Origin of the sequence: Vulgatibacter sp., from assembly GCF_041687135.1 — a bacterium.
In the GTDB taxonomy this organism is placed as follows: domain Bacteria; phylum Myxococcota; class Myxococcia; order Myxococcales; family Vulgatibacteraceae; genus JAWLCN01.
Window position 1 is genome coordinate 32,578 of record NZ_JAWLCN010000005.1, and the last position, 21,947, is coordinate 54,524.

Annotated in this window: 24 protein-coding genes and 1 pseudogene; 3 read left to right on the forward strand and 22 right to left on the reverse strand. The window is 71.1% G+C overall.

All coding sequences use genetic code 11. From position 1 onward, the window contains the following. Positions 1-72: 72 nt before the first annotated feature. The gene (locus ACESMR_RS13825) at positions 73-1,200 is read right to left on the reverse strand and encodes a hypothetical protein (RefSeq protein ID WP_373047681.1); all 1,128 of its coding nucleotides are present in this window, start codon (positions 1,198-1,200) and stop codon (positions 73-75) included. Positions 1,201-1,545: 345 nt separating this feature from the next. On the opposite strand from ACESMR_RS13825, the gene ACESMR_RS13830 reads away from it, so the two are divergent. Continuing rightward, positions 1,546-1,815: a hypothetical protein gene (locus ACESMR_RS13830; protein ID WP_373047682.1), complete on the forward strand. Its 270-nt coding sequence runs from the start codon at positions 1,546-1,548 to the stop codon at positions 1,813-1,815. 405 nt (positions 1,816-2,220) lie between these two features. On the opposite strand, the gene ACESMR_RS13835 is transcribed toward ACESMR_RS13830, so the two are convergent. The 21 genes and pseudogenes from ACESMR_RS13835 to ACESMR_RS13935 all read right to left on the reverse strand — a co-directional run bounded on the left by ACESMR_RS13835 (position 2,221) and on the right by ACESMR_RS13935 (position 17,911). Beyond that, complete coding sequence (locus tag ACESMR_RS13835) at positions 2,221-2,946, reverse strand: outer membrane lipoprotein carrier protein LolA (protein WP_373047683.1); 726 nt, start codon at positions 2,944-2,946, stop codon at positions 2,221-2,223. Next, positions 2,943-3,626: a TrmH family RNA methyltransferase gene (locus ACESMR_RS13840; protein ID WP_373047873.1), complete on the reverse strand. Its 684-nt coding sequence runs from the start codon at positions 3,624-3,626 to the stop codon at positions 2,943-2,945. Before ACESMR_RS13840 ends, ACESMR_RS13835 begins: the two co-directional genes overlap by 4 nt. Next, positions 3,550-4,645: pseudogene (gene obgE / locus ACESMR_RS13845) on the reverse strand (GTPase ObgE); the annotation flags it as partial. The gene ACESMR_RS13840 and the pseudogene obgE, both read right to left, overlap by 77 nt. Before the next feature lie 109 nt (positions 4,646-4,754). Then, on the reverse strand, positions 4,755-5,009 hold the full coding sequence (gene rpmA / locus ACESMR_RS13850) for a 50S ribosomal protein L27 (protein ID WP_373047684.1): 255 nt from the start codon (positions 5,007-5,009) through the stop codon (positions 4,755-4,757). A 42-nt stretch (positions 5,010-5,051) separates the two neighbouring features. After that, the gene (gene rplU / locus ACESMR_RS13855; RefSeq protein WP_373047685.1) at positions 5,052-5,360 is read right to left on the reverse strand and encodes a 50S ribosomal protein L21; all 309 of its coding nucleotides are present in this window, start codon (positions 5,358-5,360) and stop codon (positions 5,052-5,054) included. 334 nt (positions 5,361-5,694) lie between these two features. Beyond that, positions 5,695-6,372 carry a hypothetical protein gene (locus ACESMR_RS13860; RefSeq protein WP_373047686.1) on the reverse strand — a complete coding sequence of 226 codons (678 nt, stop codon included), beginning with the start codon at positions 6,370-6,372 and terminating at the stop codon, positions 5,695-5,697. Between the two features lie 97 nt (positions 6,373-6,469). Continuing rightward, positions 6,470-7,006 (reverse strand): hypothetical protein, encoded by a 537-nt coding sequence (locus tag ACESMR_RS13865; RefSeq protein WP_373047687.1) that lies wholly within the window; start codon positions 7,004-7,006, stop codon positions 6,470-6,472. A gap of 133 nt (positions 7,007-7,139) precedes the next feature. Further along, positions 7,140-8,774 (reverse strand): proton-conducting transporter membrane subunit, encoded by a 1,635-nt coding sequence (locus ACESMR_RS13870; RefSeq protein WP_373047688.1) that lies wholly within the window; start codon positions 8,772-8,774, stop codon positions 7,140-7,142. Continuing rightward, a complete protein-coding gene (locus ACESMR_RS13875; protein WP_373047689.1) occupies positions 8,771-10,249 on the reverse strand; it encodes a complex I subunit 5 family protein in 1,479 nt (492 codons plus the stop codon). Before ACESMR_RS13875 ends, ACESMR_RS13870 begins: the two co-directional genes overlap by 4 nt. Further along, on the reverse strand, positions 10,246-11,643 hold the full coding sequence (locus ACESMR_RS13880) for a complex I subunit 5 family protein (RefSeq protein WP_373047690.1): 1,398 nt from the start codon (positions 11,641-11,643) through the stop codon (positions 10,246-10,248). Before ACESMR_RS13880 ends, ACESMR_RS13875 begins: the two co-directional genes overlap by 4 nt. Further along, positions 11,640-11,948 carry a sodium:proton antiporter gene (locus tag ACESMR_RS13885; protein WP_373047691.1) on the reverse strand — a complete coding sequence of 103 codons (309 nt, stop codon included), beginning with the start codon at positions 11,946-11,948 and terminating at the stop codon, positions 11,640-11,642. The genes ACESMR_RS13880 and ACESMR_RS13885 overlap by 4 nt, the downstream gene beginning before the upstream one ends. Continuing rightward, positions 11,945-12,574 carry an MnhB domain-containing protein gene (locus tag ACESMR_RS13890; RefSeq protein WP_373047692.1) on the reverse strand — a complete coding sequence of 210 codons (630 nt, stop codon included), beginning with the start codon at positions 12,572-12,574 and terminating at the stop codon, positions 11,945-11,947. Before ACESMR_RS13890 ends, ACESMR_RS13885 begins: the two co-directional genes overlap by 4 nt. Continuing rightward, positions 12,567-12,806, reverse strand: a complete 240-nt coding sequence (locus ACESMR_RS13895; RefSeq protein ID WP_373047693.1) for a Na(+)/H(+) antiporter subunit B — start codon at positions 12,804-12,806, stop codon at positions 12,567-12,569. The genes ACESMR_RS13890 and ACESMR_RS13895 overlap by 8 nt, the downstream gene beginning before the upstream one ends. Beyond that, entirely contained in the window at positions 12,803-13,084 is a 282-nt protein-coding gene (locus ACESMR_RS13900) for a cation:proton antiporter (RefSeq protein ID WP_373047694.1), read from the reverse strand. Before ACESMR_RS13900 ends, ACESMR_RS13895 begins: the two co-directional genes overlap by 4 nt. Beyond that, positions 13,081-13,332, reverse strand: a complete 252-nt coding sequence (locus ACESMR_RS13905; protein WP_373047695.1) for a monovalent cation/H+ antiporter complex subunit F — start codon at positions 13,330-13,332, stop codon at positions 13,081-13,083. The genes ACESMR_RS13900 and ACESMR_RS13905 overlap by 4 nt, the downstream gene beginning before the upstream one ends. Further along, positions 13,329-13,820: a Na+/H+ antiporter subunit E gene (locus ACESMR_RS13910; RefSeq protein WP_373047696.1), complete on the reverse strand. Its 492-nt coding sequence runs from the start codon at positions 13,818-13,820 to the stop codon at positions 13,329-13,331. The genes ACESMR_RS13905 and ACESMR_RS13910 overlap by 4 nt, the downstream gene beginning before the upstream one ends. Before the next feature lie 137 nt (positions 13,821-13,957). Then, positions 13,958-14,299: a hypothetical protein gene (locus tag ACESMR_RS13915; protein ID WP_373047697.1), complete on the reverse strand. Its 342-nt coding sequence runs from the start codon at positions 14,297-14,299 to the stop codon at positions 13,958-13,960. Further along, positions 14,300-15,751 carry an Asp-tRNA(Asn)/Glu-tRNA(Gln) amidotransferase subunit GatB gene (gene gatB / locus ACESMR_RS13920; RefSeq protein ID WP_373047698.1) on the reverse strand — a complete coding sequence of 484 codons (1,452 nt, stop codon included), beginning with the start codon at positions 15,749-15,751 and terminating at the stop codon, positions 14,300-14,302. It lies immediately after the preceding gene. Next, on the reverse strand, positions 15,751-17,220 hold the full coding sequence (gatA, locus tag ACESMR_RS13925; RefSeq protein ID WP_373047699.1) for an Asp-tRNA(Asn)/Glu-tRNA(Gln) amidotransferase subunit GatA: 1,470 nt from the start codon (positions 17,218-17,220) through the stop codon (positions 15,751-15,753). Before gatA ends, gatB begins: the two co-directional genes overlap by 1 nt. Then, positions 17,217-17,507, reverse strand: coding sequence for an Asp-tRNA(Asn)/Glu-tRNA(Gln) amidotransferase subunit GatC (gatC, locus tag ACESMR_RS13930; RefSeq protein ID WP_373047700.1), 291 nt, complete (start codon positions 17,505-17,507; stop codon positions 17,217-17,219). The genes gatA and gatC overlap by 4 nt, the downstream gene beginning before the upstream one ends. Before the next feature lie 80 nt (positions 17,508-17,587). Beyond that, the gene (locus tag ACESMR_RS13935) at positions 17,588-17,911 is read right to left on the reverse strand and encodes a zf-TFIIB domain-containing protein (protein WP_373047701.1); all 324 of its coding nucleotides are present in this window, start codon (positions 17,909-17,911) and stop codon (positions 17,588-17,590) included. 283 nt (positions 17,912-18,194) lie between these two features. Here ACESMR_RS13935 and ACESMR_RS13940 point away from each other — a divergent pair, with 283 nt between their 5' ends. Next, positions 18,195-18,743 carry a hypothetical protein gene (locus ACESMR_RS13940; protein ID WP_373047702.1) on the forward strand — a complete coding sequence of 183 codons (549 nt, stop codon included), beginning with the start codon at positions 18,195-18,197 and terminating at the stop codon, positions 18,741-18,743. Between the two features lie 184 nt (positions 18,744-18,927). Continuing rightward, positions 18,928-21,909 (forward strand): DNA translocase FtsK, encoded by a 2,982-nt coding sequence (locus ACESMR_RS13945; RefSeq protein ID WP_373047703.1) that lies wholly within the window; start codon positions 18,928-18,930, stop codon positions 21,907-21,909. Positions 21,910-21,947 lie beyond the last annotated feature (38 nt).

Consider the following 21,947-nt stretch of genomic DNA (forward strand, 5'->3'; position numbering starts at 1 on the left):
TAGCGCGGGGCAAGCGGGCAACGTGGCGCGCTGCGCGCGCAAGGAGCCTTTGCGTTTGAGACCCGCGGGGTCTCAGAGCGGCTCCGGCTCCTCCGTGCCCTTCTTCTTGCACTTCTTCACCTCGACGGTCTCCGAGTCGCTGCCCTCCACCGGGTCCTGGCACTCGTCGATGCCCTCGAAGGTCGCGGTGTTGGTGTAGGAGACCGACCTGCCGATGTCCTCGACGATGACGTAGGTCGCCTCGCAGGTGAAGGTCTCGCCCTCCGCCAGATCGATGAGGCAGTTGGCAGGGATCGGCGTGGTGGTGGCAGGCACCAGCTCGCAGGTGTTGCCGATCCCGTTCACCGGCAGGACCGGGCAGACGAAGACGTCGCCGGTGCCGCCCATGTCGTCGACCAGCGTGCCGTCGACGATGTCGCCGACGCCGGTGTTCTCGACGGTATAGGTGAAGGTCATCTCCGCGTCGTCACCCTTCTCGACGCAGTCGATGCGGTTCGAGTCGGCGGTCTTGGTGACCGTGACCTCGGAGTCGACCGGGCAGACCTCGCCGCCGGCGAAGCCGCCCACGCCGCCGGTGCCGCCGGTGCCGCCCGTACCGCCGGTGCCACCCGTACCGCCGGTGCCACCCGTTCCGCCGGTACCGCCGGTACCGCCGGTACCGCCCGTGCCGCCCGTACCGCCGGTGCCACCGCAACCCGTGCACTCGTCGGAGATGTCGACGAACTCCTCGCTGCAGACATTCGCCGACTTCGCGAAGCCCCACACGTCGGGCGGCGTCACCACGTTCTCGAAGACGAGGCAGAGCCGGTAGGACTGCTCGGTCAGGCCCTCCCACTTGCAGACGGTCCCCTCGTACGTGAAGGGCGTGTCGCAGCCCTCCGCGAGTCCGGTTCCGCAGACGGGGTCGGCGCTGATCGGCGTGGTCGAGGTGCCTTCGTAGAGGAAGGCCTCGAACTCCTCACCGGGGCAGCCCGCGGTCGCATAGGCGACGAAGCTGATGTCCTGGTCGTTCGAAATGGTGAAGCACTGCTCCACGCCGCACGAGTTGATGAGCTCGTACGGCTCCGCATCGATGATGTCCACGCCCGGAACGATGGACGAGTTCCCGCGGCCCTTGCTGTCCGAGCCGCAAGCGAGACCGCCCGCCCCCAGTGCAAAGGCCGCCGCCAGACAGAGGCCCCACTGCGTTCTTGCTCCCATCCTTCACCCTCCTCAGGAAGTTCCAGCTGCGGCCATTCGCCGCGCGGCGGGACGAGGGAGCAAGGGCCGTGCCCCACCTTTCGGCAGCCCGTACGCCATCCATGCAGGCAAGCAGGCGCGAGGCGAGGGCAGCGCCGGGGAACGACAGGGCAATCGCCTTCCCAATCGCACCTTCGCGATGCCCTCCGATGCGCCGTTGGGCACCGTGCACTCCCTGCCGGGCTACTTGCCGCCGGGCTGCCCGATGACCAAAGCTTGATCCGCTCCGACAACCGAACCCGCGGCACCCCGGCAAGCCTGCAGGCCTCTCGGCAAGCAGCAGCGCGGGAGCCCCAGGAGGAGGACATGCCGCTCTACCGCGCCACCGGAAACCTCGTGATCCGTCCCTGCGAAACCTGCCTCGCCCTCGTGCTCCACGAAGAAGGAGCGGCGGCGAACGAAGCGACGGAAGGCGAAGAGATGATGCACGCGCGTTGGCGCCCCTTCCCCCACCACGCGCCGGGCGGCGTCGCCTGCATCGGCGGCGGATCGATGCGCACGGCAGGGCGCAAGACGGTGCAGCGTCCTGCAGCTGCAGCCCGGCGGGTGCAGGCCCGCGTAGGGAAGCGCCAGTAGGTCGGTGGGATCGGTAGAGAAGGGCCCGGGCGATCGCGGCATGGTGCTCGCGCAGGATGAGGCGCGATCGCCCGGGTAAAGCACGGTGCGCGCGGCGGCAGCGTCGTGTGTCGAGCCACGACGCTGCTCTTGCCGCAGCGCGATTCTCGGACGGCGGGTGACGGCGTTGGTGGGGTGCCTGGCTGGCGCTTCCCTTCCGTCGCGAGAACGGGGCGGCTAGTACCGCAGCGAGCTGGCAGGGTCAATACGGCGCAAAGCGCTATCACCGCAACTGCACCACTTCATGAAGATCGCTGCAGGAGGAGCTCCATTTGGGGCGTGCATGGCGATTCGGTGCACGTGTGGTTGCAATGGTGCAGCGCCTATCGACTGGTTTGCAACAGAAAATACGATGCCAGCGGCAGGCTACTGCTGGCCGGGGATCGCCGCCCTGGTGAGCGTGGTGCCGGCTGGGAAGACCTTCGCCGGATCGAACTCTCCTGCTTCCACCGAGGCGTCGAGCTTCGGCTCCACGAAGGAGATCCGGTTCTCGCTCCCGTTGGCCTGCACCACCACCGACTGGCGCACGGCGCCGGTGGCGGGGTCGACCACGAGGAAGACCTGGCTGAAGCCCTGCCCCTGCTTCTTCGGGGTGAGCTCGAGGGCGACGCCGTTTCCGTCGAGATCGGTGCGGGTGGCCCGGGCGATCTCGAACTCCTCGGCGATCCGGCCCTTGCCCCAGAGGAAGGTCACCGCAGCGGAGAGGTTGGAGGCGTCGACGCGGTACTCCGTCGCCTGCTTCGTGTCGGGGTCGTAGCTCCAGCTCTTGTCCCCCACCAGGAGGAGGACCCGCCCGTCGGCGTAGTCCCAGCGCATGAGCGGACCGCTGGCGCCGTCGGGCTTGCGGAAGCGCATCCGGCCCTGCGCCGTCGATCCGGCGAAGCGGGAGGGCATACCCCCCTGGCGGAAGCTCTGCTCGAAGCGGGTGTCGAAGCCCCGGGTCTTCTCGTAGAAGGCCTGCATCCGCGCCACGATCGAGCCGATCGGCTGCTGGGCCTCCTGCTTCGGAGCCGTCGCGGGCGCGGCCTTATCGGCAGCGTACGCGCTGGCGGCAGTTGCGAGGATCGCTGCGGCGACGAGGAGCTTCTTCATCCGTCTTCCTCCTCCCCCCGCAGCTGCGCGAGCAGCTCAGGGGGCGGCTTCTTGTGGCCGAAGATGCGCCGGCGCTGGCGCACGGCCTGGAACGAGAAACGCTCTTCGAGCTCCCTTGCTTCCGCTGCCGGGAGATCGCCCGGCAGGCCGCCCTTCTCCCGGGCGCGGTGGAGCGTGAGCCACGAGAGGGAGACGGCCACCGCCACCGAGATGTTCAAGCTCTGGGTGAAGCCGAACATCGGCACCACGAAGGAGCCGTCGCAGGCGGCGATCGCCTCGGGGGAGACGCCGACGCTCTCGTTGCCGAAGACGAGGGCGAGCTTCTCGCCGTGGGGCAGATCGTGGAGGGGCGTCGAAGCGCCGTCGAGGCGCGAGGCGAGGACCCGGAAGCCCTCGCCCTGCAACCTGCGGATGGTGGCGACCACGTCCCGCGAGCGGTGCACGTCGACCCATTTGTCGGCGCCGCGGGCCACCAGCTTGGCGGTGTGGAAGGGGCTGCGCGGCCCCTCCACGACGTGCACGTCCTGGACGCCGAAACACTCGGCGGTGCGGAGGACCGCCGAGTGGTTGTGCGGATCGTGGACCTCTTCGAGGACCACCGTGAGGGAGCGCGTCCTGCCTGCCACCACCCGCTCGATGCGGGCGAGCCGCTCGTCGGTGAGCAGATCCGCCGGGCGCACGCTCCTCAACCCCAGAGCACCTCGGCGCAGGCATCGACCACGGCGTCGACGCCCTCGCGGGTGGCGGCGGAGATGAGGAAGACCCGCGGCGGGTTCTTCCGCTTGCGCACCTTGCGGGCGAACTCCTCGGCCCGGGCCCGTGCATCCGGCAGGTCGCATTTGTTGAGGACGAGGATCTGCGGGCGGCCGGCGAGCTCCTCGGAATAGCGGGCGAGCTCGCGGTTGATCGTCTTGTGATCCTTGTCGAGGTCGCGCTCGGGATCGAGATCCGGCGCCGAGGCATCGACCAGGTGGACGAGGATCTTGCAGCGCTCGACGTGGCGCAGGAATTGGTGGCCGAGCCCCGCCCCTTCGCTCGCACCCTCGATGAGACCGGGGATGTCGGCGACCACGAAGCTCTTGTGGTCCTTGTAGCCGACCACGCCGAGGTTCGGCACCAGGGTGGTGAAGGGATAGTCGGCGATCTTCGGCCGGGCCCGGGAGATCACCGAGATCAGCGTCGACTTGCCGGCGTTGGGGTAGCCGATGAGCCCCACGTCCGCCAGGAGCTTGAGCTCGAGGACGAGGGTCTTCTGCTGCCCGGGGATGCCGGGCTGGGCGAAGCGCGGCGCCTGCCGGGTCGAGGTGGCGAAGTTCATGTTGCCGAGGCCACCGCGGCCGCCCTTCGCCGCGACCCACTCCTGCCCGGCCTCCGCCAGGTCGGCGAGGATCTCGTCGGAATCTTCTTCCTTGAAGAGCGTGCCCACCGGCACCCGGAGGACGAGGTCCTCGCCGTTGTGGCCGTTGCAGTCGGCGCCGCCGCCCTGCTCGCCGTTCTGCGCCTTGTGGTGCTGCTGGTAGCGGTAGTCGAGGAGGGTGGTCAGCTGGGGATCGGCGCGGAAGATCACGCTGCCGCCCCTGCCGCCGTCGCCGCCGGAGGGCCCGCCCTTGGGAATGTGCTTTTCGCGGCGGAAGGCGACGGCACCGTTGCCGCCGTCACCCGACTTCACGTAGATGCGGACCTGATCGACGAATTTCATGGCGTTCGCGGCGGTGGCCGCCCCCGAAAAACAACAGAGCCGCTACGGCAAATCGCCGCGGCGGCTCGGTTGGGATGACGCGCGTACGGGCGCTGTCCGGCGGACCGGATCAGGCCTGGACGATCGTGGCCTTCTTGCGATCCTTGCCGTAGCGCACGAAGGTCACGACGCCCGGAACGAGCGCGAAGAGGGTGTAGTCGCGGCCCATGCCGACGCCGTCACCCGGGTGGATCTTCGTGCCGAGCTGCCGCACGATGATGTTGCCGGGCACGACGCGCTCGCCACCGAACTTCTTCACGCCACGCCGCTGCGCGTTGGAATCGCGCCCGTTGCGAGACGAGCCCTGCCCCTTTTTATGAGCCATGGTTCAACTCCTGCCGTTACGCCTGCGAAAAGAGGCGGAAAATCAGTGGGCGATCCGGGTGACCTTGACCGCGGTGAAAGCCTGGCGGTGACCGCGGATGCGCTTCCAGCCTTCCTTGCGCTTGCGGAAGGCGAAGACCTTGCGGCCGCGGCCCTGCTCCACGATGTTGCCCTCGACCGTGGCGCCCTGCACGACGGGCATGCCGATCTTCGGCTGCTCCACGTCGCCAATCATGAGCACCTCGGCGAAGTCGACACGGTCACCCGGATTGCCGGCGAGCTTCTCGACGCGGAGGGTGTCACCCTCCTTCACCCGGTACTGCTTGCCGCCCGTCTTGATCACGGCGTACATCGGAAACCTCAACGTTTTTGATCGAGCCCGGGGGACCGGAACACTCGACGAGTTGCACTGCTCGCAGACCCCGTGCACGGGGGGGCCCCGCGGAAAGCGGCTGATCTAGGGGATCGCCCGGGGGCTGTCAAGCATCCACAACCGGATTGATCGCACCAGCTCGAAACGCCCCGCTTCGGAGGCGCATTTCCACGGCTGGCCCCGCGTAGGGGCGGAAAACGGGCGCACTGTAGCGGATCGCGAGACGTTTTGCAGCGATCGGAAGACGAAACGCGCGAAGGCCGCCTGCCCGACGGGGGAGACGGCCTTCACCAGACGGCCATGGGGCCGCTCCTCAGTGGAGGCTGGAGCCTGGCGGCTGGCGGCCCTCTTCGCCCCGGGGCTCCGTGGGCCGCTCGCCCGGCAGCCTCGTCCCGGAGAGCACCTTGTGCTCCGCCTCGTTGTGCGCCTCCCACTGGTGGAGGCGGAGGAGCTCCTCGTCGCCGCTCGAAGTCTGGTAGCGATGCCGCGCCGCGTGCACGCCCGGCGTCTCGACGTCGCGGATCCGCAGGGCGAGCCAGGTGGCCATCGGCACGCCGAAGAAGACCGCGTGGATCAACGCCTGGGTCACGGCGTTGAGCTCGCTGACGTACCAGGGATAGAGCCACCTGCCGATGAGCTCCATGTTGATCGCCCAGAGCACGAGACCGTAGGCGGCGCCGCCGGCGAGCTCGAGGGTGAGGTTGTTGCGGACCGGCCGCTTGATCGCCGCGACGATCAGGCCGAAGAGCGCGCCGAAGGCCGCGGAGAGGCCGAAGTGGACGAACGCGCCGAGGACGAAGGTGCCGATGTCGAGGCGCCCCTCCATCTGCCCGGCGCCTCCAGCCACCGACGCGAAGAACTGCCACGGCGCACCGGGCGGGAGGCCCATGATCGCCGCTGCCAGCGTCTGCCCTGCGGCGAAGGCGGCGCCGCCGATGATGCCGGCGACGATGCCCTCCCGGATGATCTTCTTGCGCGAAAGCTCGGCCATGCGTCCTCCATTCGGATCCGCGGCGGCACGGGCTCGTCCGCGCGCCACCTCCATCTGCCAACCCTTCGTACGGGCAGCGGCGGCGGCAAGGAGCGAGCTACACCACGGTCCGTCGCACGCCCGCAGCCCCCTCGATCGGCCGCAGCCGGGCGGTGAGGTAGAGGCCGAGCGGCAGGCCGAACGCCAGGGCGTGGAGCAGGATCTGGGCGAGGGCGTTGGTCTGCAGGAACCACGGGTAGACCACCCGGGCGATCACCTGGAAGTTCACCAGCCAGATCACCAGGCCGTAGATCATCGCCGCCACCGCGTGGGCGCCCCAGCTGTCGCGGATGCCCCGGGAGACCGACTTGGCGGTGGCGCCCCAGATCAGGCCGAAGAGCGCGGAGAGGACGAAGTGGACGACGAAGCCGACGATGAAGATCCCCAGGGTGAACTCGGCGCTCAGCGCACTGCTGCCGAGCAGGATCGAGGCGAACATCGCCCAGGGACCGAAGATCGATCCGCCCATCGCCGCGGAGACGAGCATTTCAGCGAGGGCGAAGACCGCGCCGGCCAGCAGGCCGCCGATCAAGCCTTCGCGGAGCACGGTGCCGGCGAATGCCTCGCGCTCGCGCTCGATGATTGCGTCAGCCATACATGCCTCCTTCCGCATGCCGTGTGCGTGCGCATGCGCGGCCCCGGCCTGCGGGGCTCCCGCTAGCCTTCGGTCCTGCCGTGCATGACGACAAGCCACGGCCGGCCGCGGCGGCGCTCGCCGCATGGATCGATCAGGCGAACGCCCACCAGAGGAGGATCGCGAGCAGCACGAAGGCGCTGCCGAGGCTCTGCCAGGCAGCGAGGCGCCGCTCGGCCGGTGCGGGATCGGGAAGGCGCAGCCCTGCCGCCACCCGCGCGATCCGGCGCCAGGCGGCGGTGCTGGCAGCGAGCGCCGCCCCGCCCCACCCCGCCGCGAGGGCGGCGATTCGCTCCATGGGCCCGAGCAGATCGCCGAGGGGAAGCAGGGGCGCCCGCACCCGCAGCACGAGGGCGGCAGCGACGAGGGCGACGCCCAGGAGCACGGGCCAGGCGGCGGTCCACAATCCTCCGGTTGCGAGCACCTTCTCCCGCACCGCCGGCGCTGCCAGGAGCCAGGGCACCAGCGGCGCGAGGAGCGTGCAGGCGCCGAAGGCGAGCCAGCACGTCGCCGGTGCGCCGCCGTGGCGCTCCGCCCGCCGCACCACCAGCAGGTAGCGGGCGAGGAGCGCGGTGCTCCCCAGCGCCGCGACCGAGAAGGCGAGCGCCACCGCTTCGGGCGCGCCATCCTTCACCGCCGCCTTGGCGAGGGCGCCGCCGGTGAGGGGCGCGCCCGCCAGCGCGAGGGCGAGGAAGAGGAGGAGGCCGAGCGCCAGGGGGCGGCGCGCGGTGCCGAGCGCCACCGTGGTGCCGAGGAAGAGGCCGGCTTTCGCCAGGGCGTGGTGGACGACGTAGAGCGCCACCGCGGCAGTGGCCCTGTCTGCGGCGCCTGTGCCCAGGGCGAGGCCGGCGGCGCAGGAGACGAAGCCCATCTGGCTCACGCTCGAGTAGGCGAGGATCGCCTTGGGCGCCCGCTGGCAGAGGCCGAGGAGCGCGCCGGCGAAGGCGCCGACCAGCCCCACCACCACGAGGACCGCCGCTGCGTCGACGGCGCCGGGCAGGAGGCGCAGCCAGCCGAGCACCGCCACCTTGAGCATCGCGCCGCTCAAGACCGCGCTCGCCGGCGCCGGCGCGATCGAGTGGGCGGGCGGGAGCCAGACGTGGAGGCCGGGGAGGCCTGCCTTCACCCCGAAGCCGAGGACGAGGAGCGCAGCGATCCAGGGGTGCGCGCGGACGGCGGCGGCGATCGCCCCGAGCTCGATCGCGCCACCGGCAACGGCGCTGCCGGCGACGAGGCCGGCGAGGACCAGCACCTCGCCGACCAGCATCCACACCAGGTAGACGCGGCCTGCGTGGCGCCCCGCCGCGCCGCCCACGTGATCGACGAGCGCCCAGGTGGAAAAGCCCATCACCGCGTAGGCCAGGTAGAAGCTCGCTGCGTCGAGGGCCAGGGGCAGCGCGAGGTTGCCCGCCATCGCCACGAGGAAGAAGCAGCCGAAGCGGAGCCGACGCGGATCGTTTCGCAGGTAGCCCAGGGCGTGCACCGCGGCGAACAGGTAGAGCAGCGAGGTGGCGAGGAGGAAGGGGCCGCCGATCCCGTCGAGGCCGAGCCGGGCGTCGAGGAGAAATCCGTCCACCACCGCCGGTGGCGCCTCGACGAGACCCAGCGCGAGGAGGAGCGCCGGCACCGGGGCGAGGACGGTGGCGAGCGGGATCAGGCGCCGTCCGGTGGGCGGGGCGGCGAGGAGGAGCACGAGAAGCGGTGGCAGGAAAGCGGCGAAGGCGCTCACCGCACGAACTCCCCGAGGGCGACGAACTCGGCCCAGGAGAGCGGGCTCCAGGCGGCGCCTGCGGCGAGGCCCACGGCGAGGGAGAGGAGGGCCGTGGTGACGGGCGGCACGACGAGGCGCGGATCGCCGTGGGCGTGTTCCCTGGCGCCGGCGGCAGGCTGCCGGAACCACGCCCGATGGAGGAGCGGCAGGAAGTAGGCAGCGTTGAGGAGGGTGCTGGCGACGAGGATCACCACCGCCCAGCGCTGGCCCGCCGCCACCGCGCCGACGCCCAGGTACCACTTGGAGACGAAGCCTGCGACCGGCGGCGTGCCGATCATCCCGAAGGCCCCGACGGAGAAGGCGGCCATCGTCCAGGGCATCTTCCTGCCTGCCCCGTCGAGCTCGCGGATCTCGTGGATGCCCAGCCCGTGGGCCAGCGCGCCGGCGCAGAAGAAGAGCGTGATCTTCATCAGCCCCTGGTGGACGAGATGCACGAGCCCGCCGGTGGTGGTGATCGCGCCGGCGAGCGCCGTGCCCAGGGTGATGTACGAGACCTGGCTCACCGTCGACCAGGCCAGCCTGCGCTTGAGGTTCTCCTGGCCGAGGGCGCGGATGGAGCCGTAGACGATGGTGATCGAGGCGGCGATCGCCAGCGGGTGGAGCACGCCGATCTCCGCGGCGTAGCCGACGCCGAAGAGCTCGTAGACCACGCGCACGATCCCGAAGGCCCCCGCCTTCACCACCGCCACCGCGTGGAGGAGCGCGCTCACCGGCGCCGGCGCAACCATCGCCTCGGGGAGCCAGCCGTGGAGCGGAACCAGCGCCGCCTTCACCCCGAGGCCGACGACGAAGAGGGCGAAGAGCAGGCGCGCGCGCTCCGCGTCGAGGAGCTCCGGCCCGAGGGAGCCGCCGGGACGGAACTCCACCGGGCCCGCGGTGGCGTGGAGCAGCGCGGTGGCGAGGAAGAGGACCGCGCCGCCGGCGAGGGTGTAGGTGAGGTAGATCCGGCCGCCCCGCAGCGCGGCGGGCGTGGCCTCGTGGATCACCAGCGGCCAGGTGGAGAGGGTGAGGAGCTCGTAGAAGACGAGGAAGGTGATCGGGTTGCCCGCCAGCGCCACGCCCATGGTGGCGGTGACGCAGAGGCTGAAGAAGCCGAAGAAGCGGCGCTGGTCGTGGGAATCGGCCAGGTAGCCGATGGCGTAGACGGTGGTGAGGAGCCAGAGCACCGCCGAGAGCGTGGCGAAGAGGAGCGTGAGGCCGTCGGTGAAGAAGTAGAGGTCGAGCCCCGGCAGGAGCGCAAGCCGCGTCTGGTAGCGCTCGCCCGCCTGGATGCCCGCGATCATCCACGCCACCAGCCCCACCTTCACCGTCGCGCCGGCGAGGTTGAGAAAGGAGCGGGTCGCGCGGCGCTCCTCGGGCAGGAGCAGGATCGCCACGCCGGTGACGAAGGAGCTGAGGAGCACCAGCACCGGCAGCCAATCGTTGCCGGTCACGGCGCCTCCCCGATCACCAGGCGGAGCGGGAGGGCGGCAGTGAAGCCGAAGGCGATCGCCGCCAGCGCCAGGCCCAGGGCGGCGAGCTCCATCGAGCGGGGCACGTGGTGGAGCGGGGGCGCGCCGGCTGGCACGAGGTGGGCAAGCACGCGCACCAGGTAGCCGGCGGCGAGGAGGCCGCCGACGAGGAGCACGACGGCGACCGGCCACACGCCCTGCGCCAGCGCCGCCTCGAGGAGGAGCCACTTGCCCACGAATCCCCCCGAGGGCGGGAGGCCCACGATGCTCACGCCGCCAGCGGCCAGCGCAAAGACGCTCGCCGGGCTGAGCGCGGAGGCGCCGGCGAGGCGATCGAGCCTGTCGTCGCCAAAGGCCTTCTGCAGGTTTCCCGCTGCGAGGAAGAGCGCCGCCTTGGCGCAGGCGTGGGAGGCGGCCAGGGCCACCGCGCCGGCGAGCGCCTGCCGCCCGGCGAGGCCGAAGGCGAGGAAGAGGTAGCCGAGCTGCGCCACGGTGGAATAGGCCACCACCTGCTTGAGGCGCTGCTGCAGCAGGGCCTGCCACGAGCCCCACAAGACCGCGGCGCCGCCGAGGGCCGCCACGACCTGCGCCGCGCCGCTGGCGGGGGCGAGGGTGCCGAAGAGCCGCAGCGCCACCACGAAGGAGCCCTTCACCACCAGCGCCGAGAGCGCGGCGCTGGCCGGCGCCGGCGCGCTGCCGTGGGCAGGTGGCAGCCAGCCGTGGGCGGGAAAGAGCGCGCTCTTCAGGGCGAGCCCCGCCACCGCGAGGCCCAGCGCCAGGGGCGGCACGGCGACACCCGCCGCTGCTGCCGTGAGATCGAGGACCCCCACCCGCGCGTAGAGGAGCGCGATCCCCGCGAGGTAGCCCAGCGAGCCGAGGAGGCCGACGAGGAGGTAGCGCATCGCCGCGGTGGTGGCGGCGGCGCCGTGCCCGAGGGCGACCAGGGCCACCGCGGCGAGCCCCAGGATCTCGAAGGCCACGTAGGCGTTGAAGAGATCGGCGGTGAGGACGAGGGTGGCGAGGGCCGTCTGGACCAGGAGCCAGAGGGGCCAGAAGGCGTCGCGGGCGCTGCCGTGGAAATAGCCGAGGGCGTGCACGCCGATGCCGACGGAAGCCAGGGCGAAGGAACTGGCGAGCACCGCCGCCGTGCCGTCCACGGCGAGCTCGATCCCCAGCGGCGCCCCCCAACCGCCGAAGGCGTAACGGAAGGCGCCTGCGGCATCCACCCGCAGCAGCAGGGCGATGGCGCAGGCCAGCGCGCCGACGCCTGCGACGAGGCCGATCCACGCAGCGGCACGCCCGCGGAGGACGAAGGCGAGGAGCGCTGCGGCGAGGGGCCAGAGGATGGGCCCGGCGATCCAGAGCGCGTCGCTCATCGCTGGTCCGGCGCCTCCTCGGGCAGCGCGTTGGTGCCGGTCTCGCGGCGCAGCCTGCCGAGGAGCGCCAGGGCGAAGGCGGTGGTGCTCACCGCCACCACGATGCCGGTGAGGACCATCGCGTGGGGCACCGGATCCGGCGGCACGCTCCGCGCCGCGGTGGCGACGAGCAGCGCGAAGATCCCGTTGCCGAGCACGTTGAGCGCGAGGATCTTGCGGAAGAGGTGGCGGCGGACGAGGAGGCCGTGCAGCCCGATCGCCACCAGGAGCGTCGCCGTGATCCAGTAGAGCGCGGGGGGCGTCATCGCGGGCTCCTGGCGAAGAGCGCCGCGAGGATCGCCGCGATCGAGACGGTCGCCGCCACCTCGATGCCCAGGATCGAGGCGAAGGCCGCGCCGCCGCGGTAGGTGAGGAGGGGCGTCTGCAAGCCGGTGACGCAGCCCACCAGCAGGAAGATCGCGGGGCCGGCGGCGATGCCCGCCCGCAGCGGCCCGCTCTCTCCCGGCAGCCACGGCAGCTGCCGCGCGAGGAAGAGGAGCACCGCGCCGCCGGCGAGGGTGGCGCCTGCCTGGAAGGCGCCGCCCGGGGCCTTGCTGCCGATCCAGAGCAGGTAGAGCGCCGTCACCAGCAGCGGCGGGAGGAGCACGCGGGCGAGCACGTCCACCAGCGGCTCGGCGGGGCCGGGGAGGCTCCGCTCCGGCACGCCGAGGGTCCACGAGGCGGCGAGCGCGAGGAGGAGCACCGCCAGCTCGAGCAGCGTGTCCCACGCTCGAAAGTTGAGGAGGACGGCGGTGACCGGGTTGGAGACGCCGCTCGCCTCCAGGGCCGGGGCGATCAGCGGGGGCAGCGGCGCCACGCCGGCCCTGCGCCCTTCCGCGAGGAGGCCGAGGCCCAGCCCGGCGATGGGCAGCACCGGCAGCAGCTCACGCACCGCCGTCGTCTCCGATCCAGCGGCGGGCAGCCACCAGCAGCGCCGCGGTGAAGCCCGAGCCGAGCGCCACCTCGGCGAGGGCCACGTCGACGGCGCCGAGCCGCGCCCAGGCGATGGCGATGAGCACGCCGAAGGAGAGGAAGAGCACCACGCCGCGGAAGAGGTTGGCGGAGCCGAGGCTCGCCAGGGCGAGGGCGGGGATGGAGAGCGCGAGGATCCAGTCGACGATCACGGCCGCCCCTTCGGAATGGTGGTGGCGATGAGCTGGCTGCCCACGCCGCCGGCGAGGAGCGCCAAGCCCCAGACAGCGAGGAGCTGCACCGCCTCCAGCAGCACGGTGGTGCGGACGAGCAGCCCGAGGACGACGAAGCCCAGGCCCGCGTTGTCCGCCTTGGAGAGCGCGTGCAGCCTGCAGAACGCGTCGGGAAAGCGCAGCAGCCCCAGGGTGCCGGCGAAAAAGAAGAAGGCGCCGAGGAGCACGAAGCCCACGGCGAGCAGGTCGCGGATCACCTCGTCCTCCTGGTGGCGAAGACCACCGCCGCGAGCGCGGCGAGGAGCGCGACGAGCAACGCCATGTCCCGGAGCTGGTGGCGGGGACCGACCTCGCCCAGGAGGAGGAGCACCGCCACGCCGCCGCTGGCGAAGAGCGAGGCGGTCATCATCCGGTCGGTCGAGGTGGGGCCGCGGGCCACGCGCACCAGGCCGCCGAGGACGGTGAGGAGGACGAAGGCGGCGGCGCCGCCGAAGAAGAGGCTCACCTGCCGCCTCCCGCCGCCGCGGCGATCAGGATCTCGATCCGCTGCACCTCGGCCCGCGCCGCTGCAGCGCCGGCGTCGCTGCCGTCGAGGAGGTGGAGCACGAGGCGCTCCCCCTCGTCGCGGATGCCCAGGGTGCCGGGGACGAGGCTGACGAAGGTGCGCAGCAGCGCCCGCTGCGTCGCGGTGGGCAGCGCGACCGGCACCGCCGCCAGTCCGGGGGCGACGGGAGGCCCCGGGCGCAGCGCCCGGAACGCGACGTCGAAGGAAGCGACGAGGCTGCGGGAGAGGAAGAGGAGGGTCAGGCGGAGGAGGGGTCCCGGGCGCAGGAGCCTTCCGCGGGGCGGCAGCAGGCGCAGGCTCGCCCCCACCGCGAGCGCCACCGCCACCGCGCCGGCGCCGATCGTCGCAGGATCGCCCGTCCCGGCGAGCGAAGCCCAGAGCATGCCCGCCGCGCAAACCCGCACGAGCAGCGAAACGCCGTACGCCACCACGCAGCCTCCCGAATCCAGGGATCGGTAAGGCGCGGCTCCTCCGGGGGGAACGGCGCGCGGCCCGCCGGGGGGGAACGGCGCGGGTAGCGGGCGCAAAAAAGCCGCCCGGTGGGGCGGCCCTTTCGCGGAGGCGTCTACGGCTTGCGCGCGTTGCGCTGCGCTTCGATCCAGCGCTCCCGGTCCCTGGCGGCGCGGCGCCGCTCGGCGACCCGGGTGGCGCCGAAGGTGAGCATCAACATGCCGCCAGCGGCGAAGAGGGAGCCCTGGCCCGCTCCGCCACGGGGCGAGAGGTCGAGCTGGAAGCCCGAGGCCCAGAGCTGCTGGGCGAGGCCCACGACGCCGACCACGATCCCCGCCACTGCCAGCGCCCGGGCGACCCGGACGAGGATGGGGGCGCCACCCGTGAAGATGGAGATCGCGGCTGCGATCACACCGAAACCACCGAGAAGGCCGCCCACAGCTGCCAGCCCCGCCATCTATCCCTCCAGCTTCGCCTTGAGGACGTCGGTGACCACCTTCGGATCGCCCTTGCCCTGCAATTCCTTCATCACCTGGCCCATGAAGAACCCGAGGAGCGCGGTCTTTCCTCCCCGGTATTTCTCCACCTGGCCCTGGTTGGCGGCGATCACCTTGTCGGCTGCGGCCTCGATGGCGGAGGTGTCGGAGACCTGGCCGAGCCCCAGTGCCTCGACCACCGCGGCGGGATCCTGGCCGGTCCCGTGCACCGCCTCGAGGACCTGCTTCGCGGCGGCGGCGTTGATCTTCCGCTCGTCGAGGAGGCCGAGGAGCTGCGCCAGCTTCTCCGGCGTCGCCTGCGTGGCGGCGATCCCCTCGGGCGAATCCTTCACCAGGCGCAAGAGCTCGTTGATCACCCAGTTGGCGACGGGCTTGGCCCCCCTGCCGTAGGCCTGCACCGCCCGCTCGTACCACGCGGCCACCGCCTGGTCGGCGACGAGGACGCCTGCGTCGTAGGGCGAGATGCCTTGTTCCTCGACGAAGCGCTTCGCCTTCGCCCGCGGCAGCTCGGGGAGCTCGCCGCGGACCCGCTCGATCCACGCCTGGTCGATCCGCAGCGGGAGGAGATCCGGCTCCGGGAAGTAGCGGTAGTCGTGGGCCTCCTCCTTCGAACGCATGGCGCGGGTGACGCCCTTCTGCGTGTCGAAGAGGCGGGTCTCGGTGATCACCGTGCCGCCCTCCTCCCAGACCTCGATCTGCCGGTCGATCTCGAACTCGATCGCCTGCTTCACGAAGCGGAAGGAGTTGATGTTCTTCAGCTCCACGCGGTTGCGGAACTTCGCCTCGCCGCGCTGGCGCACCGAGACGTTGGCGTCGCAGCGGAAGGAGCCCTCCTCCATGTTGCCGTCGTTGATCCCGAGGTAGACGACGATGTCGCGCAGCGACTTGAGGTATTCGACCGCCTCGTCGGAGGAGCGAAGATCCGGCTCGCCGACGATCTCGAGGAGGGGCACGCCGGCGCGGTTCAGATCCACGCGGGAGGGGCCGCCCTCGGGGTCGTGGGTGTTCTTGCCCGCGTCCTCCTCCATGTGGATCCGGGTGATGCCGACGCGCTTCTCGCCGTCCGGCGTGTCGATCAAAAGGTGGCCGTGCTCGCAGATCGGCAGGTCGAATTGCGAGATCTGGTAGCCCTTCGGAAGGTCCGGGTAGAAGTAGTTCTTCCGGGCGAAGACGCTCTCGCGGCGGATCTCGCAGCCGGTGCCGAGGCCCGCGCGGATCGCGAACTCCACCACCTTCTCGTTGAGCACCGGCAGCACGCCGGGCATGCCGAGGCAGACCGGGCAGGTCTGGGTGTTCGCCTCGGCGCCGAAGCGGGTGGAGCAGCCGCAGAAGATCTTGGTGTGGGTGAGCATCTGGGCGTGGACTTCGAGCCCGATGATCACCTCCCAGTTTTCGCGGGAACGGGTGGCCATCAGACCACCTCCTTCGGAGCGCGCGTGTGGAAGTCGGTGGCGTTCTGGAAGGCGGCGCCGACGCGGAAGAGCGTCGCCTCGTCCAGCGGCTTGCCGATGATCTGCAGGCCGTTGGGCAGCCCCTGCGAGGTGAAGCCGCAGGGCATGCTGATGCCGGGCAGGCCCGCCAGGTTCGCCGACAGCGTGAAGACGTCGGCGAGGTACATCTGCAGCGGGTCGCTGAGCCGCTCGCCGAGCTTGAAGGCCGGCGTTGGCGTGGTGGGCGTGACGATGGCGTCGACCTTCTCGAAGGCCTGCTCGAAGTCCCGGCGGATCAGCGTCCGGACCTTCTGCGCCCGCAGGTAGTAGGCGTCGTAGTAGCCGGAGGAGAGCGCGTAGGTGCCGATCATGATCCGGCGCTTCACCTCGGGCCCGAAGCCCTCGGCCCTGGTGCGGAAGTACATCTCCCGCAGGCCGCCCGCCTCGCGGACGGAGAGGCCGTAGCGCACGCCGTCGAAGCGGGCGAGGTTGGACGAGCACTCCGCCGGCGCCACCACGTAGTAGGTGGCCACGCCGTAGTCGGTGTGCGGCAGCGAGATGTCCACGAGCTCGGCGCCGAGATCGACCAGCGTCTGCATCGACGCGCGCACGCACTTCTCGACGTCGGGATCGAGCCCCTCGCGGAAGTACTCGCGGGGCACGCCGAGCTTCATCCCCTTCACGCTGGCGTTCGCCAGGGGCGAGACCCAGTCCGGCACCGGCGCGTCGAGGGAGGTGGAGTCGAGGGGATCCTTGCCGGCGATCGCCTGGAGGATCATCGCGCAATCCTCGGCGGTGCGGGCGAAGGGACCCACCTGATCGAGCGAGGAGGCGAAGGCGATCACGCCGTAGCGCGAGCAGCGGCCGTAGGTCGGCTTGATGCCGGTGGTGCCGGTGAGCGCCGCGGGCTGGCGGATCGAGCCGCCGGTGTCGGTGCCGAGGGTGCCGAAGACCTGCCGGGCCGCCACCGCCGCGGCGCTGCCGCCGGACGAGCCGCCGGGGGTCCGCTCGGTATCCCAGGGATTCCTGCAGACGCCGTAGGCGGAGGTCTCGTTGGACGAGCCCATCGCGAACTCGTCCATGTTGAGCTTGCCGACCAGGACGGCGCCGGCCTCCTTGAGGCGGGTGACGTGGGTCGAGTCGAAGGGCGGCACGAAGTTCTCGAGGATCTTCGAGCCGCAGGTGGTGCGGATCCCCTTCGTGCAGAAGATGTCCTTGAGCGCCAGCGGCACGCCGTCGAGGTGGCCGAGACGCTCGCCGCTGGCCCGGCGCTGGTCGGCGGCCCTGGCCTGCGCGAGGGCGCCCTGCTCGTCCACCACGAGGAAGGAGTTGATCGTCGGGTTGGTGGCGGCGATCCGCTCGAGGCAGGCGCGGGTCGCCTCCTCCGAGGAGATCGCGCCTTCCGCCAGTTGCCGGGAGAGCGCTGCGAGGGTGAGGTCGGTCGCTTTCACTCGAGGATCCTCGGCACGAGGAAATGGGTTCCCTCGCGCTGCGGGGCGTTGGCCAGGGCTTCGTCTGCGGTGAGGCTCTCGCGGGGAACGTCGGCGCGGAGCGGCGTGCTCGCCACCTCCACCGCGTGGGTGGTGGGCGGGACCTCGCCCACGTCGAGCTCCTGGAGTTTCTCGATGTAGCCGAGGATGGACGAGAGCTGCTCGCTGTAGCGCTCCACCTCGTCGGCGGAGAGCGAGAGCCGGGCGAGCTTGGCCACGTGCTCGACCTGCTGGCGGGTGAGCGCCACGGGTACCTCCGAAACGACCGCCCCCGAGCCGCCAGCCGCCAGGCTGCCGGGATCGGGGGCGGGCGCGAAATGCGGTGCGTTCAGCGGAAGATGTTGAGGATGCTGCGCATCACCGCGCCGGGCTCGTTCTCGTCGACGCCGAGCTTCTGCAGCTCACCTTCGTCGAAGACGGTGACGCCGCAGCTGAAGCAGCGGTCGATGTCGACGCCGCGGAAGCTGATCTCCTGCATCTCCATGCCGCACTTGGGGCAGTGCATCCAGTGGAGCGCCTTGAGCTTCTCGCGCTCGTCGGCCTGCATCGCCCTGGCGCGATCCAGCGAGATCCTCCGGAGCTTCTCGGCGTTCTCCCGCGCGAAGTACTCCTCTTCGGCGCTCGACGGCTTGTTGGACGGGGTGTTGGCCATGGCTTCTTGACTCCTGTCGATGACGCTTCGCTGGCGATTTCGCGTCCGCCTGCATGCCTACCCCGATTCTAGGGCATCGGGGGGCGCCGGGGCGGAGAAAGGCGCGGACGCTAACCAAACGGAAATGACGCCGCAAGGCGTTCCGCAAGGCACGGGGGCCCGCTCGCCTGCAAGCCCGGCGAGGACTTCTGCAGGCCGACCGGCGGGCCCGTGACGATCGTGAAGGATGACGCCGGCCCGCACGGTCGGCGCTGCCCGTCGCGACGGGCGAGGAGGTTGGCAGATGGAAACCAGGTGGGCGAAGGGGTTGGCGCTGGGGCTCCTGGTCGCCGCCGGCAGTGCCGGCGCGCAGGGCGACACCCAGCAGCAGGGCGAGATGGACCACGGCGCGATGGGCCACGGGCAGATGGAGCAGCCAGAGACCAGCGCGTCGGCGCAGGCGACCAAACACGTGGCCTACGTCAACGCGGAGCTCGACGGCGCTGCCACCAACGCGCTGATGCTCTTCGAGATCACGAAGAGCGACGAGACCTACGACAGGGCCCACGGCGAGGCCTTCACCAGGAACATCCGCGACTCGATCGCCGGGGCCCAGGAGCACATCCGGCACCTCGAGCCGCTGGCGAAGACCGATGCCGAGAAGGAGCAGCTCCGGCTCCTGAAGGAGCGGGTGACCAAGGCGCAGGCCATGGTCACCACCCTCCAGAGCAAGCTCGACCAACGCAGCGAGCTCCACTTCACCGCCGGCGCGATGCACAAGCAGCTCGAGGGCAGCCTCGATCCGCTGATGCAGCTGGCGAAGGACTGGGATACCGGCATCCAGGCCGGGTGACGACGGCCCCCCGGGCCGATCGTCTCCACGGGGCCGGGCGACCCAGCAGGGGCGCCCGGCCTTTCTCCACACCTGCCCCTCCCCCGAAAAGTTGACCGATAGCGCTATCGGACGATGCTGGCCGCCTGCAGCGGGCTCGTCCGCTCGCTGCGCCAGGTCCATGCACCCCGGAGGATTCGAGACGATGGAACGCGCCCGCGAGAGCCGCCTTTCGTTGCAGGGCGCCAAATCCACCCGTTCGAACCGCCGCCTCAAGACCCGCGAACCGAAGAAGGCGCCCGCCAAGGCCCGCCGGCGGGAGTCGGACAAGGGCGGCGCCGGCCCCTCGAAGCTCGCGGGTCTCGCCGGCGATCGCCGCGAGATCGTGGCGGTGCTCTTCCTCGCCGCTGCGCTGGTGAGCGGCCTCGCCCTCGGCTCCTGGGATCCGGCCACCTCCGGCAACCTGATCGGCAGGGCCGGCGGCTGGCTCGCCCGCCACCTCTTCGGCATCTTCGGCATCGGCGCCTTCGTACTGCCGGTGAGCCTCTTCCTGGGCTTCCTCGGCCTCGTGCGTCCCGAGGGCAAGCAGCCGGGCCTCGTCGTCTCGGTGGCCTGGCTCTCCGTGCTCGCGGGGCTCGCCGTCTTCATCGAGCTGGTGGCCCCCACCGCCACCTTCTTCGGCGCGCGGCCCGCCGGCGCTCTCGGCGGCACCGGCGCGGATCTGCTGCGGCGGGTCTTCTCCACGGTGGGCTCCGCCATCCTCGTCCTCGCCATGCTGGCGGTCTCGCTGGTCATCGCCGCCGGGGTGAAGTGGAGCCGCCTCGTCCTCCTCCTCGGCAACGGGGCGAGGCAGCTCGGCGCGTGGGTGATGGCCTTCGTGCGGGCGCAGATCGAGCAGCACCGCGAGGAGCGCGAGGCGCGCCTCGCCGAGGAGGCCGCCGCGGAGGCCGAGGCCCGGGCGGAGGAGGAGGCTGCAGCAGCGGCTGCCTTCGACGAGGCGCTGGGCGACCTCGAGACGGAGCTCGCCGAGGCGAAGGCGAAGAAGAAGGGCCGCAAGAAGGAGGAGCCCGGCCTCGAGGCAGACCTCGACGGCCGCATCGCCGTCGCGCCGCCCGAGGAGGCGAAGCCGAAGGTCGTGCTCGCCCCCACCGCTCCCCCGGCGAAGAGGGATCGCAAGAAGGAGAAGGCCGAGGAGAAGCGCGCGGAGCCGGAGGAGGCGCTCGCCCCCGTCGTTCCGCTCATCCCCGCCGATCCGGCCTGGGCGGCGGGTCCCGTGCCCGTGCCCACCGGCAAGCCGGTCGAGCCGACGCAGGCGATCTCGCCCCCCGTCGAGCCGAAGCCCGAGGTGGTCGAGGAGGCTTCCCCCGCGGTGGCCGCGGCGCCGGCGATCGTCGCCGCCGAGCTGCCCGAACCCGCAGCGCCGACTGCGGAGGAGCTGGTGGCGGACCTGCCCCCCGCAGCGGTGCAGGCCCTCGTCCGCGCGGGCAAGCTCCCGCCGACGGCCCCGGTGATCGAGCTGCCACAGGCGCCGCCGAAGCCGAAGAAGACCGACTCGCCCTTCGAGCTCATCGCCAGCGACGACGGCTTCTCGCTGCCCCCGCTGGCGCTGCTTCAGGGCGGCGACGAGGAGGCCAGGGCCGAGGTGGACGAGGCGCTCCTCCACGCCACCGCGGACAAGCTCCGCCAGAAGCTCGCCGACTTCGGCATCCAGGGCCACGTCGAGCGCATCCGCCCGGGCCCCGTGGTCACGATGTACGAGTTCGCGCCGGCGCCCGGCGTGAAGATCTCGAAGATCAGCGGCCTCTCCGACGATCTGGCCATGGCGCTGGAGGCGCTGCGCGTCCGCATCGTGGCGCCGATCCCCGGCCGCGGCGTCGTCGGCATCGAGGTGCCGAACAAGAAGCGCGAGATCGTCTACCTGCGCGAGATCCTCGAGCAGGACGCGTTCCGCAAGGGCGCCTCCAAGCTCACCATGGCGCTGGGCAAGGACATCGAGGGCATGCCCTTCGTCGCCGATCTGGCGCGGATGCCGCACGTGCTCATCTCGGGCACCACCGGCTCGGGCAAGTCGGTGAGCGTCAACTCGATGATCATGAGCCTCCTCTTCAAGTCCACGCCGGAGGAGGTTCGCTTCATCATGGTGGACCCGAAGATGCTCGAGCTCTCGATCTACGAGGGCATCCCGCATCTCCTCCTGCCGGTGGTGACCGATCCCCGCAAGGCGGCGCTCGCGCTGCGCTGGGCGGTGGACGAGATGGAGCGTCGCTACGCGCTCCTCGCCGAGAACGGCGTCCGCGACCTCGCCTCCTTCAACAAGCTGATGGGCGAGAAGATCAAGGAGCGGGAGGCCCGGGGCGCAGCGCAGACGGAGGAGCCCGCCTCCGACGACAAGGTGCTGATCATCGACGTCGAGAAGGGCGAGACCGAGGACGACGCCCTCGAGCGCCAGCTCGCCGAGGAGCCCCTCGATCCGGTGGAGGCCTTCCTCGAGAAGAAGCTGGAGGAGGAGCTCGAGCCCAGGAAGCTCCCCTACCTCGTGATCATCATCGACGAGCTCGCCGACCTGATGATGGTGGCGTCGAAGGAAGTGGAGACGTACATCGCGCGCATCGCGCAGAAGGCCCGCGCCGCCGGCATCCACCTCATGGTGGCGACGCAGCGCCCCTCGGTGGACGTGGTCACGGGCCTGATCAAGGCCAACTTCCCCTCGCGCGTCTCCTTCCTCCTCCGCTCCCGCGTGGACTCGCAGACCATCCTCGACCAGCCCGGCGCGGAGAAGCTGTTGGGCCAGGGCGACATGCTGATCCTCCCGCCGACCAGCGCGCACATCCAGCGTGTGCACGGCGCCCTGGTGACGGAGAAGGAGATCAAGAAGGTCGTCGATCACCTCAAGGCGCAGGGCAGCCCGGTCTACGACGAGTCGATCCTCAAGGATCCGGAGGCGGAGGGCGACGGCGGCATGCCGGACGACGACCTCTCCGACGAGCTCTACGACCAGGCGATCGCCATCGTCTCCGAGATGAAGACCGTCTCGATCTCGATGCTCCAGCGCAAGATGCGCATCGGCTACAACCGCTCGGCGCGCATGATCGAGCGGATGGAGCGGGACGGGATCGTCGGCACCGCCGACGGCGCCAAGCCCCGCGAGGTGCTGATCCGCAAGCTGGGCGAGATGCCCGGGGCGTGAGCAGGTTGGGCCGGTGCTCCACCTGCCCTCCACCCTCC